Consider the following 18,898-nt stretch of genomic DNA (forward strand, 5'->3'; position numbering starts at 1 on the left):
ACGCCCGGTTACATTCCGAACCCGGAAGCTAAGCCTTTCAGCGCCGATGGTACTGCAGGGGGGACCCTGTGGGAGAGTAGGACGCCGCCGAACAATCTTTGAAGGACCCTTGGTCCCAGCGTGCATGCTGGGACCAAGGGTCCTTTTGTTTTTGCTGGGCCCGCATCAGTGTGTCTGGTGCGGGAGAATGGCTGTAGTACATGAAGACAGGAGTCACGCCGATGTCCACCAACTCTCCCGACGACCGGTCGGGCCGCGAGCCGCGGCGCCGGGACGCCGGCGACCGGCGGGAGTTCCGCGGCTCCGGTCCGCGCCGCGACGGCGGTCGCGGTGGTTTCCGGCGTGACGATCGCCACGATGACCGACCGCGCGGGCCGCGCCGCGATGACGACCGTGACGGATTCCGCCGCGATGACCGTCGTGATGAGCGGCGTGATGATCGTCGCGACGACCGCAGGGACGACCGTCGCGACGAGCGCCGGGATGACCGCAGGGACGAGCGCCCGCGTGGGCCTCGTCGGGACGACGACCGAGGCGGCCGCCCGGGCGGCTATGGGCGCCGCGACGACCGGGGCGGCCGTCCGACCGGACGTTACGAGCGCCGTGATGACCGGCGTGACGATCGGCGCGATGACCGCCGTGATGAGCGGCCGCGTGGGCCACGTCGTGATGACCGCGACGGTGGCTTCCGGCAGGGCGGTTTCCGCCGGGACCGTGACGATCGGCCGGGCTTCCGCCGGGACGACGACCGTGGTGGCTACCGGCGCGATGACCGTCGTGATGAGCGGCCTTCGTACCGCCGTGACGATGACCGTGGCGGGTTCCGCCGTGACGATCGTGATCGTGGCGGCCGGGGTGGCGGCTATGAGCGTCGTGATGAGCGGCCCTCGTACCGCCGGGATGACGACCGCGGCGGGTTCCGTCGTGATGAGCGGCGTGATGACCGTGGTGGGTTCCGTCGCGATGACCGTGATCGTGGCGGCCGGGGCGGTGGCCATGAGCGTCGTGATGAGCGGCCCTCGTACCGTCGTGATGACGACCGCGGTGGATTCCGTCGTGACGACCGTCGTGATGAGCGGCCTTCGCACCGCCGTGACGATGACCGCGGTGGGTTCCGCCGTGACGACCGCCGTGAGGATCGTCGGGATGAGCGGCGTGATGACCGGCCCCGTGGGCCGCGGCGTGATGACCGGGACGGGGGGTTCCGGGGCGGTCGCGACGACCGCGGGCCGCGTCGGCCGTACGGTGGTCGGGTCCGTGACGATCGGCGGGCCGGCGGCGGTGGCTTCCAGCGCCGTGACGACCGCGCGGGGGGCTACGGGCGCCGCGACGACCGTGTCCGGGACCGCGACCGTGAGCCGATCAAGCGGATGCCGATCCCCGAGGACGTCACCGGCGAGGAGATCGACAAGGGTGTGCGGCAGGAGCTGATGAGCCTGCCGAAGACGCTCGCCGAGGACGTCGCCAAGAACCTCGTCATGGTGGCCAAGCTGCTGGACGACGACCCCGAGCGGGCGTACCAGTACTCGCGCGTCGCCCTGCGGCTCGCCTCCCGGGTGGCCGCCGTGCGCGAGGCCGCGGGCTTCGCCTCGTACGGCGTCGGCAAGTACGCCGAGGCGCTCGCGGAGTTCCGCGCCGCGCGGCGGATGACCGGCAACTCCGATCTGTGGCCGGTGATGGCGGACTGCGAGCGCGGCATGGGCCGTCCCGAGCGGGCGCTGGCCATGGCCGGTGAGCCGGAGGTGCAGAAGCTGGACCGGGCCGGTCAGGTCGAGATGCGGATGGTGGCCGCGGGCGCCCGGCGCGACATGGGCCAGGCCGACGCCGCCGTGGTCACCTTGCAGAGCCCGGAGTTGGCCTCGCATGCCATCCAGCCCTGGACCGCCCGGCTGCGCTACGCGTACGCCGACGCGCTGCTGGCGGTGGGCCGCGAGGAAGAGGCCCGTGAGTGGTTCGCCAAGGCGCTCGAGGCGGATCAGGGCGGGACCACGGACGCGTCGGACCGGCTCGCCGAGCTGGACGGCGTCGAGTTCGTGGACGCCCTCGACCTGGAGCAGGAGACGGACGACGAGGCTCCTCGGCCGGTCGAGGAGCCCACGGCCGTCGAGCCCATGGACGCGACGGAGGACGCGGTAGAGGAAGAGGCCGGGGACGAGGCCGAGGGCGAGGGCGCCGAGGAACCGGCCGGAGAGGCCAGGCCGGTGGCGGAGACGACGTCCGAGGACGGTCAGGCCCGGCCCGAGAAGGCCGGCGACGACAGCTGATGCCACAAGGGGGCGGGATTCCACACCGGGATCCCGCCCCCTTCGCATGTCCGCGGCCGTAAGGCTCACGCATGTCCCCGGCTGAAAGGCTCAACCCAGCGTCAGGCTCCGCAGCACCAGCCCTGTCGCCGGTTTCGGCCCGAAGGACGTCGACTTGTGCGGCATCGCGATGCCCTGCCGCGCCAGTTCGTGTACGACGTCCTCGCGCACCGGATGCATCAGCACCGCCGTACCGCCCAGCCGCTCCGCCTGCTCGACGGCCGCCGTCGGGTCGTGGATGTAGCCGATGTGCTCGGGGGTGTCCGGGACGTCCCACAGCTGGTCCAGCAGGGTGTGGTGGAGCACGGTCGCGTCCAGCGTCCGCCATGCCTCCGGCCGTCCCTCGGGGATCGTTCGGGCCAGCCGCTCGGGGTCCGGCCGATCCAGGAGGTGGAAGCGGCCGTCCCCGGCCAGCAGAAAGGCGTTTGGCGCGCCGGGTTCGGCGTGGGCCGCCTCGGCGAGTGTCTCCAGGGCGCGGGGGAGCGGGCCGTCGATCGTCCGCACCCGGAAGGCGCGCCGCGCCGCCGCGAGCGCGTCGTCCGGTGACAGCCGGCGGAGCAGCCGGTGGATGGCCCGGACCCGGAGCGGATAGCGGGCGGTGTCGACGAGCAGGACGAGTCCGTAGTCCCAGGGGCCGGGCTCCCGCCGCTCCTCGCGCAGCCGCAGATAGGTGGCCCAGCGGTGGTGGCCGTCGGCGATGAGGGCCTGGTGGTGGCGGAGGTCCGCGGCGACCTCCACCAGGTCGGTGGGGTCGGTGACCCGCCACAGATGGTGGTCGACGCCGTCCTCGGTGGTCGTGGAGAGCAACGGCTCGCCCCGGATGGTGCGTTCGATGACCCGCGCGGCCCCGCCGACCCCTTCCCCGCCGATTCCGTTCCCGCCCGTTCCGCCACCACCGGTTCCGTACCCGGAGGCTTCGTTCGCCGAGGTCCCGTTCCCGTTGCCGCGGTAGGCGAGCAGCAGCGGTTCGAGATGGGCCGCGGTGGCGCGCATCAGATCGGCTCGGTCCTCGACGATATGCGGCATGACCTCCTCGTGGGGGAGGACGATGCCCTCCTCACGGCGGCTCAGCCGCAGCGCGCCGATCAGCCCGCGCTGGAGGGTAGGCCCGTCGCGCTGCTCGTAGACGTAGAGCGCGGGTTCGGGGTCCGGGGCGAGCACTCCGTCGGCCTGCCAGCGGCGCAGTGTCTCGGCGGCCTGGCGGTGGCGGGCCTCGGGGGTGTCGGCCTGCGGCAGGATCAGCCGGACGATGTTGTACGGGTCCGCCGTCTCGAGCTGGCGTAGTCCGTCGGGTCTGACGACCACGTCGTAGGGCGGTGAGGTGACGGCGGCGAGACTGCCGACCCGCTCCGCGACATAGCGCAGCCCCCGGAAGGGGGTGAGCTGGAGACCCTGTCCGCCAGGCCCTGGAATGCTCATCAGTGAATGTTATGCCCCGGGCGGCGATACGCGATGATCGGGGGAGAAGCGTACAGATTCGCGAGGAGTGGCCCCATGAACCAGCCTGTCCGCACCCGGCCCGAGCCCAGTCGGCGGCCGCTGAACGAGGCGTACGACACGGCCCTGCTGGACCTCGACGGGGTGGTGTACGCGGGCGGCGAGGCGATCGACCACGCCGTGGAGTCGCTGGTCGCCGCGCGGGACGACGGGATGCGGCTGGCGTATGTGACCAACAACGCGCTGCGTACGCCGGCGGCGGTGGCCGAGCATCTGACGCGGCTCGGGATGCCCGCAGGCGCCGACGATGTGATCACCTCCGCGCAGGCGGTCGCCCGGCTGATCTCCGAGCAGTTGCCGCAGGGGGCGCGGGTGCTGGTGATCGGTGGGGAGGGGCTGCGGGTGGCGCTGCGCGAGCGCGGGCTGACCCCGGTGGACTCGGCGGACGACGACCCGGCGGCGGTGGCGCAGGGGTACGGGGGGCCGGACCTGCCCTGGGCGCGGCTGATGGAGGCGGGGTACGCGGTGGCGCGCGGGGTGCCGTGGTTCGCCTCCAACCTGGATCTGACGATTCCCAGCGGCCGGGGCATCGCCCCGGGCAACGGCGCGGCGGTGGAGGTCGTGCGCATCGCGACGGGCAAGTCCCCGCAGGCCGCGGGGAAGCCGCTGCCGCCGATGCACCGGGAGACGATTCTGCGGACCGGCGCCCGGCGGCCGCTGGTGGTCGGGGACCGGCTGGACACCGATATCGAGGGCGCGTACGCGGGCGGGGTGGACTCGCTGCTGGTGCTGACCGGGGTGACCACGCCCGCACAGCTGTTGGCCGCCGAGCCCGGACACCGGCCGTCGTATGTGGACCGCGACTTGCGGGGGCTGCTCACCCCGCAGCCGGAGGTGGAGCCGGACGGGGTGGCGGGCGGGTCGGCGGGCGGCTTCCGGTGCGGGGGCTGGACCGCACGGGTCGAGAACGGCGCGCTGGTGCTGGACGGCGGGGGCGATCAGCCGCTGGACGGGCTGCGGGCGCTGTGCGCGGCGGCGTGGGCCGAGGCGGGGGACGGTGTGAGTGGCGCGGACGCGGGGAAGGCTCTGGCGCGGCTGGGGCTGTGAGCCGGTGCGGTCTGGGCGCGGTAGGGCTGTGCGCCTACGCCGCCGGGCCGTGCGCCGACGCTGTCGGGGGCTGTGAGCCGACAGCGGTCCGGCTGTGAGCGAACTCGCGGTCCAGGGAGCCCGCATGGATGTGGCCAATGGGACTTAGGGTAACCTAACTTAACCTGAGTCCCGATCGGCCGTGCTGTGAGGTGGAGTTCCGCGTGACCCTGGTCAGTCCGGCGAAAGCCGGGCCCGAGACAGCGAGCGCGCCGCCCCGGCGGCGCACCGCGCGCCGTGCGGCCGGGCTGGTCGCCTCCCTGGGCGTGCTGCTGGCGATCGCCGCGGCGTCCATCGCGATCGGTGCCAAACCGATTCCGCTGGACCAGGTGTGGCACGGGCTGTTCCACTACACCGGCGGCGACACCGATGTGGTGATCCGGGACGTACGGCTGCCGCGCACGATCCTCGGGGTGCTCGTCGGCGTCGGCCTCGGCCTCGCGGGCGCGGTCATCCAGGCGCTCACCCGCAATCCGCTCGCCGACCCCGGGCTGCTGGGGCTGAACGCGGGCGCGTCCGCCGCCGTCGTCTCGGCCATCAGCTTTCTCGGCATCACCTCCCTCACCGGCTATGTGTGGTTCGCGTTCCTCGGCACCGCCGTCGTGTCCGTGCTGGTGTACGCGCTCGGCGGCAGCCGGAGCGCCACCCCGGTGCGGCTCGCGCTCGCCGGGATGGCGGTGTACGCGGCGCTTTACGGATACGTCAACGCGGTGGAGCTGCTGGACACCGCGGCGCTGGACAAGATGCGCTTCTGGACGGTCGGCTCACTCGCCTCCGCCAATATGACCGTGGTCCGGCAGGTGGCCCCGTTCCTCCTGGTCGGCGCCGTGCTGGCGGTGGCGCTCGGCCGTTCGCTGAACGCCGTGGCGCTCGGCGACGACACGGCCCGCGCGCTCGGCAGCAACCTCAACCGCACCCGGGCGCTCTCGATGCTCGCGGTCACCCTGCTGTGCGGGGCCGCGACCGCCGCCTGTGGGCCGATCGCGTTCGTCGGGCTGATCGTGCCGCATCTGGTCCGCGCGCTGACCGGGCCCGATATGCGCTGGATCCTGCCGTACGCCGCGGTGCTCTCGCCCGTTCTGCTGCTGGGCGCCGATGTGATCGGCCGGCTGGTCACCCGGCCCGCGGAGCTCCAGGTCGGCGTCGTCACCACCTTCGTCGGCGGGCCCCTCTTCATCTTCCTCGTACGCCGCCGAAGGATGGCCCAACTGTGAACGCGAGCAAGCGCATCAGCAAGCCGGGGACGCGCGGGGTCACGGTGCGCACCGCAGGTCTCTCGCTGCGCCTGGACATCCGCGGTGCGGTCGTGGGGCTGCTGCTGATCGCCGTGGCGCTGGTGATGAGCGTGGTGCTGATCGGCACCGGTGACTTCCCCATCGCCCCCGCCGATGTGGTGCGCACGCTGTTCGGCGACGGCACCGTGGCCCAGGACTTCATCGTCAACGAACTGCGGCTGCCGCGGGTGCTGGTGGGGCTGCTGGTCGGCGCGGCCCTGGGGCTGGGCGGGGCGATCTTCCAGTCCATCTCCCGCAATCCGCTGGGCAGTCCGGATGTGATCGGCCTCGGCCAGGGGGCGGCGGCCGGGGCGCTCACGGCCATCGTGCTCATCAAGGGCGATCCGAGTGTGGTCGCCACCGGGGCCGTCCTCGGCGGGGTGCTCACCGGGATCGCCGTCTACGCACTGGCCTGGCGGCAGGGCGTCCATGGGTATCGGCTGGTCCTGGTGGGCATCGGCACCTCCGCGACGTTCACCGCCGTCAACGGCTATCTGCTCACCCAGGCCCATCAGGAGGACGCGGCGCGTGCGGTGATGTGGCTCACCGGCTCGCTGAACGGCCGCGACTGGGACCAGGTCTGGCCGCTGCTGTCCGTCTGCGCGGTGCTGCTGCCCGTGGTCCTCGGCCATGCCCCGGGGCTGCGGATGCTGGAGATGGGCGACGACAGCGCCTACGCCCTCGGGGTGCCGGTGGAGCGGACGCGGATGGTGATGATGGGCGCGGCCGTGCTGCTGACCGCGTCCGCCACGGCCGCCGCCGGGCCCGTCGCCTTCGTGGCGCTGGTCGCCCCGCAGCTGGCCCGCAGGCTCACCCGCTCACCGGGTCCGAACCTGCTCCCCGCGGCCTGGATGGGCGCCGCACTGCTGGTCACCGCCGACTGGGCCTCACAGCGCGCCTTCGGGGCCGATCAGCTGCCGGTGGGGGTGCTCACCGGGATGCTGGGCGGCGCCTATCTGCTGTGGCTGCTGGTGAGCGAGCGCAAGGCGGGGCGGATATGACGACACGGGGCGCGGGCGCCGGTGGCGGAATGACGCCGGGGCGGATATGACGACTGTGGACACGACCCGGACGGAAGAGGACATGGACAAGGACACCCGGCAGACCGCGGCCTCCAGCCCGAGCGGCGCTCCGGACCAGCGGCAGCGGCTCATGGCGGAGGGGCTGACCCTCGCCTACGACCGGCGCACGGTCGCCGAGGAGCTGTCCGTCACCATCCCCGACCACTCCTTCACGGTGATCGTCGGGCCGAACGCCTGCGGTAAGTCGACCCTGCTGCGCGCCCTGTCCCGGATGCTCAAGCCGGTGGCCGGATCGGTGCTGCTGGACGGGCAGGCGATCGGCTCGCTGCCCGCCAAGAAGGTCGCCCGCACCCTCGGGCTGCTGCCCCAGTCCTCGATCGCGCCGGACGGGATCACCGTCGCCGACCTGGTCGCCCGCGGCCGCTATCCGCACCAGGGGCTGCTGCGGCAGTGGTCGGAGACGGACGAGCGGATCGTCGGTGAATCGATGGCGGCGACGGGGGTGGCGGAGCTCGCCGATCGCTATGTCGACGAATTGTCCGGCGGTCAGCGTCAGCGGGTGTGGATCGCGATGGCCATCGCCCAGCAGACCCCGCTGCTGCTCCTCGACGAGCCCACGACATATCTGGACATCCAACACCAGATCGATGTGCTGGATCTGTGCGCCCAGCTCCACGAGGAGCAGGGCCGTACCCTCGTCGCGGTTCTGCACGACCTGAACCACGCCGCCCGCTACGCCACCCATCTCATCGCGATGCGGGGCGGGGAGATCGTCGCGGAGGGGGCGCCGGGGGACGTGGTCACGGCGGAGCTGGTGGAGGGGGTCTTCGGGCTGCCCTGCCAGGTGATCGACGACCCGGAGACGGGGACGCCGCTGGTCATCCCGGCCGCCCGCCGGTCCCGTACGGCACGGGTCGAGGCGCCTCTGGCGGCGGCCTCGGCGAGCGAGTCCTGAGGGGCGGCGGTGGCTCGGAGGGCGGCGATGGCGTGGAGGGCGGTGGCTCGGAGGCGGCTGGAAGGGCGTCCTCGGCGCGGCTGGGGGTGCGGTGCCCGCCTTGAGGCTGGGGGTGCCCGTCTTGAAGCCGGAGGTGCCCGTCTTGAAGCCGGGGGTGCCCGCCTTAAAGCAGCTTCCGCAGCCGCAGCAGATCGCGCAGCCCGGCCTCGAGCTTGATCCGTCCGCTGCCCCACGCCCGGGCGAAGTGCAGCTCACCGTCGACCAGGGCCACCAGGTCGTCACCGGTCATCGCCAGCCGGATCTGCGCACGCTCGGTCGGCGCGCCCGACAGGGTCGTCACATCCTCGATCCGGCTGTCCACGAGACGGCCGATGAAGGTGGTGTCCAGGTCGGTGATCCAGCAGCTGACGGAGCGATCGAGCGCGGTAGCGCTGCGAAGGTCCCCGTTCGCGGAGGCGAGGTTCTCCGCGAGTTTGTCGAGTGCGCTGCGGCACTGTTGCAAGGTCGCCATCGCGGACGACGTTACCGCAGGTCCCGTACGTCGGAGAACGAGGGATTCGCGGTAGCGTCGGGGTCATGAGCGAGCCGATGCCGGCCGGATGGCCCGGCCCACAGCCCGAGCCGGCGGCCGAGCGGGCCCCGGAGGCCGCGCCGGAGCCGGTTCCCGGGCCCGTGCGGGAGCCCGTTTCCGCTTCCGTGCCCGAGCCGGTTTCGGCTTCCGTGCCGGAGCCGGTGTCCGCCTCCGTGCCCGAGCCGGTTTCGGCTTCCGTGCCGGAGCCGGTGTCCGCCACGGAGCCGGTTGACGCCCCCGTGCCCGAGCCGCCCGGCCCCGCCGATCCGGCCCCGCTCGGCGTGGACCGTACGCCCACCGGCGTTCCCGAGGTGGACGCCCGGCTCGGTCGGCTGGCCGATGCCGACCTCCTCGCGACGAGCGGCCATCTGGAGGTGTACGAGGATGTCCACCGGGGCCTGCGCGACACGCTGACGGCACTCGACCGGCGCCCCGGGCCCCCGCCGCCCGGTCCGCGGCCCCCGTCCGCCGCGTAAACGACCTCGTAAACAACTTCGTAAGCGACCTCGTAAGCGACCTCAGGAGCTGAACCACCCGTGGCAGTGACCCGTCCACGACGCGCACGACTCGACGCGGAGCTGGTCCGCCGCGAGCTGGCGCGTTCGCGTGAGCATGCCAGCCAGCTGATCGCCGCGGGCCGGGTCACCGTCGGAGGGGCGGTGGCGACGAAACCGGCCACTCAGGTGGAGAAGAGCGCGGCCGTCGTGGTGATCGAGGACGCCGGCGATCCGGGCTATGTCTCGCGCGGCGGCCACAAGCTGGCGGGCGCGCTGCACGCCTTCAGCGAGGAGTACCGGCAGGGCGCGGGCGCGGGACAGGACCCCGGGGTCCGCCCGGTCCCCGGCGCGGAGCTGAAGGTTGCGGGGCGCCTGGCGCTGGACGCGGGCGCGTCGACCGGGGGCTTCACGGATGTCCTGCTGCGTGCGGGCGCCGCGCGGGTGCTCGCCGTGGACGTCGGCTACGGCCAGCTCGCCTGGTCGCTTCGGAGCGATGAACGCGTCAGTGTTCACGACCGTACGAACGTACGCGAGCTGACACTTGAGCGGATTGGCGGGAAGCCGGTGGACCTGGTGGTCGGTGATCTCTCCTTCATCCCGCTCGGGCTGGTACTGCCCGCCCTCGTACGGTGCGCGGCGCCCGGCGCCGATCTTGTGCTGATGGTCAAACCGCAGTTCGAGGTCGGCAAGGAGCGGCTGGGCAGCGGGGGCGTGGTCCGCAGCGCCGAACTGCGCGCCGAGGCGGTGCGTACGGTGGCCGGACGGGCGGCGGAACTCGGACTGGGTGTGCTGGGCGTAACGGCCAGCCCGCTCCCGGGGCCGTCGGGCAATGTCGAGTACTTTTTGTGGATGCGCGCCGGGGCGCCGGCACTGGACCCGGCGGATGTTGACCGTGCAGTGGCGGAGGGGCCCAGTTGACCACTTCAGAAGCAGCGCAGGAGAAGGAAGCAGTACCCGACGCGGCGCGTATGCCGTCGACGCGGGCGGCCGAGCCGACGGCGGACCGGACCGTCTTCCTCCTCGCGCACACCGGCCGCCCCGCGGCCATCCGCAGCGCCGAGCTTGTCGTCCAGGGGCTGCTGCGCAGCGGAATCGGGGTGCGGGTGCTCGCTGCCGAGGCCGCGGACCTGCCGCTGCCACCCGCCGTCCAGCGTGTGGACGCGGACCGTGATGTGCTGAACGGCTGTGAGCTGCTGGTCGTGCTCGGCGGGGACGGGACGCTGCTGCGCGGCGCGGAGTTCGCCCGGGTCTCGGGCGTGCCGATGCTCGGGGTGAACCTCGGCCGGGTCGGCTTCCTCGCCGAGGCGGAGCGGGACGACCTCGACAAGGTCGTGGACCGGGTGGTGACTCGGCAGTACGAGGTCGAGGAGCGGATGACGATCGATGTGCTGGTCCGCAACGACGGGCACATCGTGCACACGGACTGGGCGCTGAACGAGGCGTCGGTCGAGAAGGCCGCGCGTGAGCGGCTGCTCGAGGTGGTCACGGAGGTCGACAACCGCCCGGTCTCCCGCTTCGGCGGCGACGGCGTGGTCTGCGCGACCCCGACCGGCTCCACGGCGTATGCCTTCTCGGCGGGCGGGCCGGTGGTGTGGCCCGAGGTGGAGGCGCTGCTGATGGTGCCGATCAGCGCCCATGCGCTCTTCGCCAAGCCGCTGGTGACGTCGCCCAAGTCGGTGCTCGCGGTGGAGGTGCAGCCGCAGACGCCGCACGGGGTGCTGTGGTGTGACGGTCGGCGCACGGTGGAGCTGCCTGCGGGGGCGCGGGTGGAGGTGCGGCGGGGGGCGGTGCCGGTGCGGCTGGCTCGGCTTCACCACGCGTCGTTCACGGACCGGTTGGTCGCCAAGTTTGCGCTTCCGGTGGCGGGCTGGCGGGGGGCGCCGCACTAGGGGGTGTCCGGCGGGTTGTGCCGCCTGCGGCGGGCTGTTCCCCTACCCGCCCCTCCCCGAACCCGGGGCTCCGCCCCGGCCCCCGCTCCTCAAACGCCGGAGAGGCTGAAAGACGGGTCTCGGCCCCGGCCCCCGGGGGCCCCTGCAAAGGGGCGGAGCCCCGCAACCCCGCCCCCGGCGTTTGGGGTGCGGGGCGGAGGTGGAACCCCTCGTTCCAGCCTCCCGGCGTTGGGAGGGCGGGGTTGCAGCCTCCGGTGTTTGGGGTGGGGTCGGGGGCGGAGCCTCATGTTGCAGCTCCTCCGGGGTTTGGAGTGTGGGGTTGGGGGCGGAGTCGCTTCTTCCAGCCCCTGGCGTTTGAGGTGCGGGGCCCGGGGCGGAGCCCCTTGTTGCAGCTCCCGGATTTTTTTTGGGGGGCGGGGTCGGGGGCTTGTCCCTTGTGCCGGCCCCTGGCGTTTGGGGTGGGGGCGGAACGCCTTGTTCCAGCTCCCTTGCGTTTGGGGTGCGGGGCAGGGGCGGAGTTCCTTGTTTCAGCTCCCTTGCGTTTGGGGTGCGGGGTCGGGGCGGAGCCCTATGTTGCAGCCCCTGGCGTTTGGGGTGGGGGGTTGGGGGCGGAGCCCCATTTTGCAGCCTCTCCGGCGATTGAGGAGCGGGGTCCGGGGCGGAGCCCCGGCGGGGGCGAGGGGCGGAGCCCCTCGTTTCGGGAAGGGGCGGGGTGGGGGCTCTCCGCCGGAGGCACCCGCACCCCCACCCACCCGGGCAGATGTGCGGGCCGACCCCATAAGTGGCGCCCCTTCGTCGCATCGCACCGGCCAAACCTCGTATGGTCTTTCACGTGCTGGAGGAGATGCGGATACGTGCGCTGGGCGTCATCGACGACGCGGTCGTCGAGCTGTCGCCCGGCTTCACCGCGGTGACCGGTGAGACCGGCGCGGGCAAGACCATGGTCGTCACCAGCCTCGGGCTGCTGCTGGGCGGCCGGGCCGACGCCGCCCTGGTGCGGATCGGGGCCAAGGCGGCGGTCGTCGAAGGGCGCCTTACGGTCGACGCCCGCTCGGCGGCGGCCGTAAGGGCCGAGGAGGCGGGGGCCGAACTTGAGGACGGCGTGCTGCTGATCAGCCGTACGCTCTCCGCCGAAGGGCGGTCGCGCGCACATGTGGGCGGCCGTTCGGTCCCCGTGGGGCTGCTGGGCGAGCTGGCCGACGATCTGGTGGCCGTGCACGGCCAGACCGATCAGCAGGGCCTGCTGCGCCCCGCCAGGCAGCGGCAGGCGCTGGACCGGTACGCGGGGGCCGCGGTGGCCGGGCCCCTGGAGAAGTACGCGGGCGCGTACCGTCGGCTGCGCGCCGTCTCGGCTGAGCTGGAGGAGCTGACCACGCGCGCCCGTGAGCGGGCGCAGGAGGCGGATCTGCTGCGTTTCGGCCTCGAGGAGGTCGCGGCCGCCGAGCCGCGCCCCGGGGAGGACGAGGAGCTGGCGGCCGAGGCCGAGCGGCTGGGGCACGCCGAGGCCCTGGCGTCCGCCGCCGCCGTCGCGCACACCGCCCTCGCCGGGAACCCGGAGGACCCGGAGGGCGTGGACGCGGCCACCCTGGTCGCGGGCGCCCATCGCGCCGTGGAGACCGTGCGCTCCCATGACCCGGCGCTCGCCGGGCTCGCCGACCGGATCGGCGAGGTCGGCATCCTGCTGTCCGACGTGGCCGGGGACCTCGCCGGGTACGCCGACAACCTGGACGCCGACCCGATCCGCCTGGCGGCCGTCGAGGAGCGCCGCGCCGCGCTGACCCAGCTGACCCGTAAGTACGGCGAGACGATCGCGGATGTGCTGGTCTGGGCCGAGCAGGGCGCCGCCCGGCTGGCCGAACTCGACGGCGACGACGACCGTATCGGCGAGCTGACCGCCGAGCGCGACGCGCTCCGCACCGAGCTGGGCGAGCTGGCGCAGGCGCTCACGGACGCCCGTACGGAGGCGGCGGGGCGCTTCGCGGAGGCGGTCACCGCCGAGCTGGCCTCGCTGGCGATGCCGCACGCCCGGGTCACGTTCGCGATCCGCCAGACCGAGACTGAGGAGGACGGCATTGAGGTGGGCGGCCGCCCGGTCGTCTTCGGGCCGCACGGCGCCGACGAGGTCGAGCTGCTGCTCGCCCCCCACCCGGGCGCCCCGCCGCGGCCGATCGCCAAGGGCGCCTCCGGAGGCGAGCTGTCCCGGGTGATGCTCGCGGTCGAGGTCGTGTTCGCGGGCTCCGACCCGGTGCCGACTTATCTCTTCGACGAGGTGGACGCGGGCGTCGGCGGCAAGGCGGCGGTCGAGGTGGGCCGCCGGCTGGCCCGGCTCGCCCGCTCCGCGCAGGTCGTGGTGGTCACCCATCTGCCGCAGGTCGCGGCCTTCGCCGACCGGCATCTGGTGGTCGAGAAGACCAACGACGGGTCGGTGACCCGCAGCGGGGTGAAGGCCATGCAGGGCGAGGACCGCGTACGGGAGCTGTCGCGGATGCTCGCGGGCCAGGAGGACTCCGAACTCGCGCGGGCGCATGCCGAGGAACTCCTGGAGGCGGCACGCGCCGGACGCTGACGACCCGCGGCGCGCGCGTGACACCGGCCTTTCGTCGCGGGGCATGGCCGCCGCCCCTTCGCTAGGACCCGCACACCGGGCGCTGACGCTTTGAGGCGCGCCTGGGACGCTGGCGGTTCGAGGCGTGTGCGGGGTGCTGCCGGTTCGAGGCGTGTGCCGGACGCTGGTCCTTCGCGGGGCGTGGGGCGCTGGCCTTTCGTAAGGTGGCGCGTGCGGGATGCCGCCCCTTCGTGGCGTGCGGGATGTTGGCCTTTCGCTTCGAAGCGTGCGTAGGACGCTGGCCCCTCGCGGGGCGGCGCGCGCGGGACGTCGGTCCTTCGCGGGGCGCGGGTCGTTGACGGTTCGCGGCGTGCCCGGGACGCTTGCCCTTCACGTGGCGTGGGGCACTGGCCTTTCGCTTCGAGGCGTGCGCGGGACGCTGACCCTTCGCGGGGCGGCGCGCGTGGGGCGCTGGCCTTTCGTAAGGTGGCGCGGGCGGGATACCGACCCTTCGCGGCCGTGCGAGACGTTGGCCCTTCGCTTCGCGGCACACGCGGGAGGCCGACCCTTCGCGGGGCGTGGGATGCCCCCTTCACAAGGCGGCGCGGGCGATACGTCGACCGACCCTCCGCGTCGAGGCGGGTGGAACGCTGACCCTTCGTGGTGGGCGGAACATCGACCCTTCACCCGAAAGGGTGATACCGCGGACGTGCGGACGGGCTCGGGGCAGACATGGCCTGGGGGGCGTTGCGACGAGGGTTCGGTGAGTGCTGGCATCCTTGGGCCGTCCCCTTCTCGACCCGTTCACCATCTCAGGAGCTCCGCCCGCGTGAGCAGTAGCTGCACCCCGGTCCCGCCGCACGGGCAGCCGTCGCTGCACGCCGTCCAGGTGCTGGGTGGTGGGAGTTCGGGCAGCGGGGTGCATGTGCGGTCGCTGGCGGCCGGGCTGGTGGCGCGCGGACTGCGGGTGACCGTGTGCGGGCCCTGGAGCGCCGAGCGGGGCTACGGCTTCACCCAGACCGGAGCTCGGTTCACCGGGCTCGACGCGCTGACGGACGCCGGGAGCATGGCGTCGCTGCGCAAGGCCACCCTCGGAGCGGCCCTGGTGCACGCCCACGGGCTGCGCTCGGGGCTGCTGGCGGCGGAGGCGCTGCGTGGCCGGAATGTGCCGCTGATCGTCACCTGGCACACCCGCCTGGACGCCGAGGGGGCGCGAGCCCGTCTCGTCCGGCTGATGGAGCGCCGGGTGGCGCGGGCCGCCGCGATCGTGCTGGGGGTCTCCTCGGATCTGGTGGACCGGGCCCGGGCCCGCGGTGCGCGTGACGCGCGGCTGGCCCCGGTCGCGGTGCCCGCCCCGCGCCGGGTGCCGGAGACCGGCGATGGCCGCCGTCAGAAGGCGCGGGCCGAACTGGGCGTGGTGGAGCGCCCGTTGCTGGTCACGGTGGGACGGCTGGAGGCGATGGCCGGACATGGCCCACTGCTGGACGCGGCGCGGCGCTGGCGGGCGCTGGATCCGCGGCCGCTGCTGGTGGTGGCGGGGGAGGGGCCGGACCGTGCGGTGCTCCAGCGCCGGATCGACACGGAGGCGCTGCCGGTGCGGCTGCTGGGGCGGCGGGACGATGTGCCGGGGCTGCTCTCCGCGGCCGATGTCGCGGTGCTCTCCAGCCGCTGGGAGGCGCGCTCGCTGCTGGCCCAGGAGGCGCTGCACGCGGGGGTGCCGCTGGTGGCGACGGCGGTGGGCGGGGTGCCCGAGCTGGTCGGGGACGCGGCCGAACTCGTCCCGTACGGCGACCCCGAGGCCCTGGCCGACGCCGTGAGCGGGCTGCTCGCCGACCCGGTGCGCCGGGTGGAACTCACCGCGGCGGGGCGGGCGCGGACGGCCGACTGGCCGACGGAGGACGACACCGTCGCCCATGTGCTCAGCGTCTATGACGAGTTGGTTCAGACCTTTCTGCGTGAAGGGGTTGACGGGCCCGGTCGTTGATCGGCAGGGTGCAGGGCAGGAACGCGAGAGCGCTCTCAACAGCGCGCCTCCCGTCACCCCCCACGCCATTTTCCCGGCAACCCCCACTACGCCGAGGAGCACCATCATCATGATCAGTCGCAGGAAGCTGCTGGGTGGAATCGCTGCCTCCGCCGCCGCCGCGGGAACCGGTCTGGCCCTCGCCGGCGGCCGCGCCAGCGGCGCGCCGAGCGCGAAGGCGGCCGCCTCTCTGCCCCTGACCATTGCCAACAAGACAGGGAAGTACGACAACGGGTCGGTATGGCTCTACATCGTCGGCAACGCGGGCGACCAGCAGGTCCGGGTCACCCCCGACGGCACCACCGCCCCCGTCGCGCTCTCCGACAACGGCTCGGACGGCTTCACCGACTACGCGATCCCGCTGTCCGGAAGCGGGGACACCAAGCTGAACCTGCCTCAGATGTCCGGCCGGATCTATGTCGCGCTCGGTTCGAAGCTCAAGCTCAAGGTGGTCGAGGACGGCGCGGGCAAGGCCGCGCTCCAGTACCCCGCGGGATGGGTGTCCGGCGACCCGAACTTCGACATCCTGCACGACTGCGCGGAGTTCACGTACAACGACTCCGGGATGTTCTGCAACACCACCATGGTGGACATGTTCAGCGTCCCGCTGTCGATCCACCTCACCGGCGCCGAGGACCAGACGACCGGCACCCTCAAGGACGGTGCCCGTGACAAGGTCTTCTCCGACCTCGCCGGAGTCGACGCCTTCAAGAAGCTGATCATCGGCGACAATCTGCGGGTGATCGCTCCGGGCCATGGCATGGCCTCGGGTCTGTTCGCGGAGGACTACTTCGCGTCCTACGTCGACCAGGTCTGGGACGCCTACGGATCGAAGGACCTCAAGGTCACCACCAACGCGGGTACCTTCACCGGCCGGGTGAGCGACGGGAAGTTCTCCTTCACCGGACCGGCCTCGGTCTCCTTCGACAAGCCCTCCACCAAGGACGTGCTGTTCTGCGACGGCGCCCTGGCCGCGCCCAACGACGGGACGACCGGCCCGGTCGCGGCGATCCTCGGCGCGGGCTTCAACCGCAGCACGCTGCACAACGCCGACGCCCAGCCGACCACCGACCCGGCCGCCTTCTACGGCGAGGACGTCACCAACCACTACGCCAAGGCCATGCACGCGGCGACCGTGGACGGCAAGGCGTACGGCTTCGCCTTCGATGACGTGGCCGAGTTCGCGTCCTACATCCAGGACACCGCCCCTAAGGAGATCACGCTCACCCTGACCCCGTTCTGAGCCGCGGTTCGGCACGGAGCGGCCGGGCGGGGAGGTGTCCGCGGCGCCACGGCGGGGCGGCGCCGCGGACGGGTGAGGGAGCCCCTCCCCGCCCGGCGGTACGGGGGGACGCCGGGCGGGGGAGCCCGGGCGCGGCGGGGCGGCCCCGCGAACGCGCGCCGGGGCGGCCCCCGGAACGCGTGGCGGGGCCGCCCCGCGAACGCGTCACCTCACATGGCGGCGGGCCTGGAGGGCCACCCCCAGGGCGAGGACCGTCCGGGGGTCCTCCAGGTCGCTGCCGAGCAGCCGGGAGATCCGGGCCAGCCGGTCGTACAGCGTCTGGCGGTTGAGGTGCAGCGAGCGGGCCGTCTCCGCCTTGCGGCCCGCATGCCGCAGATACGTCTCGAGGGTGGGCACCAGCGGCGGACGGGCGGTGCGGTCATGGGCGAGCAGCGGACCGATCACCCGGTCGACGAAGGCGGCCAGATCGCCGTGCTCCCGCAGTCGCCACAGCAACAGGTCGACATCCAGGCTCCGTACGTCGTACCAGCCCCGGTCGGCCGGACCGCACGCCGCGTTCGCCGCCTCCGCCGCGTGCCGCAGCTCGGCGCCGGCCGCGTCCCAGCCGACCGCGAGCCCGGCGACCACTACCGGCGGCCGGGCGGCGGCCCGCTCCGGCCAGGCCCGCTCCACCGCGGCCCGCAGCGCCGCCGCGATCCGTTCGGCCACCGCGCCGCGCTCGGTGGCGCCGCGCAGCCCCGCCAGCAGCGGAACCCGCCCCTCCGGAAGTCGTACGCCGAGCAGCACCGGCACCCCGACCCCCGCCAGCTCCTCCTGGAGGGCGTGGGCCAGCGCAGCCCAGCTCTCCTGGCCCCCGGCCAGCGGCCGTGGATCCTCCACCAGCCGCATCACCACCGGCAGCAGCGGCCCGCCCGGGCCCGGCCGGAAGCCCAGCACCCGGGCCTGCGCGGGGGCGTCCGACGCCTCGATCCGGCCCTCCGCGAGATCGGTGAGGAAGTCCCCGCGCCCGCGCGCCGCCAGCTCCTCCTCCTGGCGCGCCCGCAGCAGCACCACCGCCAGCAGATCCGCCGTCCGCTCGGCCGCGATCCGGTGCACCGGGCCCAGCGGCCCGGCCACCGGCAGCACGGTCAGCCGCGCCCGTACGGCACCGGGGCCGGGCCCGCCGCCCGGGATGTCGGCCATCACACTGCCCGCCGGAGGTTCGGGCCGCTCGGCCGCGCGCCGCGCCCGCAGCCCCTCCCACACCTGGAGCGGATCGGCCGCGCCCGCCGGGGGCGTACCGCCCGCCCCCGCCGCGTACAGCAGCTGCCCGTCGGGGGTCTCCAGGAAGACCGGATTGGCCGCGAAGGCGGCGAAGTGGCGCAGGATCTCCGGCACCCCGCCGCCGCTCAGCAGCACCTCGGTGGCCTGCCGGTGCACCACTTCGGCCTGGCGCAGCAGGGCGTAGTGCTCATTGACGATCTCGGTGTGGATCTCCTCGGTGACCGCCACGAACGGCACCTCGCGGTGGAGTTGTACCAGCGGCAGCCCGCACGAGCGCGCCGTCTCCACGACCGGCCCCGGCAGCGTGCGGAACCGCGGCCCCAGCTCCACCACCAGCGCCGCGATGCCCCGCTCGGCGAGCCGGCGGACGAAGGCGCGCTGTTCGGCTGGGCGCGGCCCGACCCCCAGACCGGTGGTCAGCAGCAGCTCACCGCCCTTGAGCAGCGCGGCGATATTGGGCGCCTCGCCCGCGTGCACCCAGCGCACCGGGCGGTCCAGCAGCTCTTCCCCGGACACCACCTCGGGGAGCCCGCGGCGCAGGGCGGGAAGGGCGAGGGCTCGCGCCACGGTGATCGTTCCCTGCGGTTCCATGCCGCCACGCTAAGGGGTCCGCTGGGAGTGCTCTGACCTGTCGGCGATCGTCCGCGGCGCCGTCGTGGCTGGTCGCGCCCGCGCGGCGGAGCCGCACATCGACACGGCCCCACGCCCCTTCGGGGCGCCACCGAACCGC

At 73.5% G+C, this 18,898-nt stretch carries 15 protein-coding genes and 1 rRNA gene; 13 read left to right on the plus strand and 3 right to left on the minus strand.

Annotated elements, in window-relative coordinates; all coding sequences use genetic code 11:
* The 3 genes from rrf to AB0E24_RS26735 form a co-directional block, all read left to right on the plus strand.
* Positions 1-93, plus strand: a 5S ribosomal RNA gene (gene rrf, locus AB0E24_RS26725); the annotation flags it as partial.
* Positions 94-357: 264 nt separating this feature from the next.
* Positions 358-1,431, plus strand: coding sequence for a hypothetical protein (locus tag AB0E24_RS26730; RefSeq protein WP_359380690.1), 1,074 nt, complete (start codon positions 358-360; stop codon positions 1,429-1,431).
* Positions 1,371-2,264, plus strand: a complete 894-nt coding sequence (locus AB0E24_RS26735) for a tetratricopeptide repeat protein (RefSeq protein WP_359380693.1) — start codon at positions 1,371-1,373, stop codon at positions 2,262-2,264. Before AB0E24_RS26730 ends, AB0E24_RS26735 begins: the two co-directional genes overlap by 61 nt.
* A gap of 90 nt (positions 2,265-2,354) precedes the next feature.
* Here AB0E24_RS26735 and AB0E24_RS26740 read toward each other — a convergent pair whose 3' ends face one another.
* A complete protein-coding gene (locus AB0E24_RS26740) occupies positions 2,355-3,722 on the minus strand; it encodes a DUF1015 family protein (RefSeq protein WP_359380696.1) in 1,368 nt (455 codons plus the stop codon).
* A 75-nt stretch (positions 3,723-3,797) separates the two neighbouring features.
* On the opposite strand from AB0E24_RS26740, the gene AB0E24_RS26745 reads away from it, so the two are divergent.
* The 4 genes from AB0E24_RS26745 to AB0E24_RS26760 all read left to right on the plus strand — a co-directional run bounded on the left by AB0E24_RS26745 (position 3,798) and on the right by AB0E24_RS26760 (position 8,137).
* On the plus strand, positions 3,798-4,847 hold the full coding sequence (locus AB0E24_RS26745) for an HAD hydrolase-like protein (RefSeq protein WP_359380699.1): 1,050 nt from the start codon (positions 3,798-3,800) through the stop codon (positions 4,845-4,847).
* A gap of 203 nt (positions 4,848-5,050) precedes the next feature.
* Positions 5,051-6,100 (plus strand): FecCD family ABC transporter permease, encoded by a 1,050-nt coding sequence (locus tag AB0E24_RS26750; protein ID WP_069868743.1) that lies wholly within the window; start codon positions 5,051-5,053, stop codon positions 6,098-6,100.
* Positions 6,097-7,161 (plus strand): FecCD family ABC transporter permease, encoded by a 1,065-nt coding sequence (locus tag AB0E24_RS26755; RefSeq protein WP_251773655.1) that lies wholly within the window; start codon positions 6,097-6,099, stop codon positions 7,159-7,161. Before AB0E24_RS26750 ends, AB0E24_RS26755 begins: the two co-directional genes overlap by 4 nt.
* A 151-nt stretch (positions 7,162-7,312) precedes the next feature.
* Positions 7,313-8,137, plus strand: coding sequence for an ABC transporter ATP-binding protein (locus AB0E24_RS26760; protein WP_087684401.1), 825 nt, complete (start codon positions 7,313-7,315; stop codon positions 8,135-8,137).
* Positions 8,138-8,300: 163 nt separating this feature from the next.
* On the opposite strand, the gene AB0E24_RS26765 is transcribed toward AB0E24_RS26760, so the two are convergent.
* Complete coding sequence (locus AB0E24_RS26765; RefSeq protein WP_069868747.1) at positions 8,301-8,648, minus strand: sterol-binding protein; 348 nt, start codon at positions 8,646-8,648, stop codon at positions 8,301-8,303.
* A gap of 221 nt (positions 8,649-8,869) precedes the next feature.
* On the opposite strand from AB0E24_RS26765, the gene AB0E24_RS26770 reads away from it, so the two are divergent.
* The 6 genes from AB0E24_RS26770 to AB0E24_RS26795 all read left to right on the plus strand — a co-directional run bounded on the left by AB0E24_RS26770 (position 8,870) and on the right by AB0E24_RS26795 (position 16,905).
* Positions 8,870-9,184, plus strand: a complete 315-nt coding sequence (locus AB0E24_RS26770; protein WP_435865327.1) for a hypothetical protein — start codon at positions 8,870-8,872, stop codon at positions 9,182-9,184.
* 66 nt (positions 9,185-9,250) lie between these two features.
* Positions 9,251-10,123, plus strand: a complete 873-nt coding sequence (locus AB0E24_RS26775; protein ID WP_069868749.1) for a TlyA family RNA methyltransferase — start codon at positions 9,251-9,253, stop codon at positions 10,121-10,123.
* A 50-nt stretch (positions 10,124-10,173) separates the two neighbouring features.
* Positions 10,174-11,094, plus strand: a complete 921-nt coding sequence (locus AB0E24_RS26780) for an NAD kinase (protein WP_069868751.1) — start codon at positions 10,174-10,176, stop codon at positions 11,092-11,094.
* Positions 11,095-11,914: 820 nt separating this feature from the next.
* Positions 11,915-13,660: a DNA repair protein RecN gene (gene recN / locus AB0E24_RS26785; RefSeq protein ID WP_359380704.1), complete on the plus strand. Its 1,746-nt coding sequence runs from the start codon at positions 11,915-11,917 to the stop codon at positions 13,658-13,660.
* An 808-nt stretch (positions 13,661-14,468) separates the two neighbouring features.
* Entirely contained in the window at positions 14,469-15,623 is a 1,155-nt protein-coding gene (locus tag AB0E24_RS26790; protein WP_359380707.1) for a glycosyltransferase family 4 protein, read from the plus strand.
* A 109-nt stretch (positions 15,624-15,732) separates the two neighbouring features.
* Positions 15,733-16,905 (plus strand): glycoside hydrolase family 64 protein, encoded by a 1,173-nt coding sequence (locus AB0E24_RS26795; protein WP_079257130.1) that lies wholly within the window; start codon positions 15,733-15,735, stop codon positions 16,903-16,905.
* 204 nt (positions 16,906-17,109) lie between these two features.
* Here AB0E24_RS26795 and AB0E24_RS26800 read toward each other — a convergent pair whose 3' ends face one another.
* Entirely contained in the window at positions 17,110-18,759 is a 1,650-nt protein-coding gene (locus AB0E24_RS26800; RefSeq protein ID WP_359380711.1) for a PucR family transcriptional regulator, read from the minus strand.
* Between the last annotated feature and the right edge of the window lie 139 nt (positions 18,760-18,898).

The organism is Streptomyces malaysiensis subsp. malaysiensis, assembly GCF_040653035.1.
Lineage (GTDB): Bacteria > Actinomycetota > Actinomycetes > Streptomycetales > Streptomycetaceae > Streptomyces > Streptomyces malaysiensis.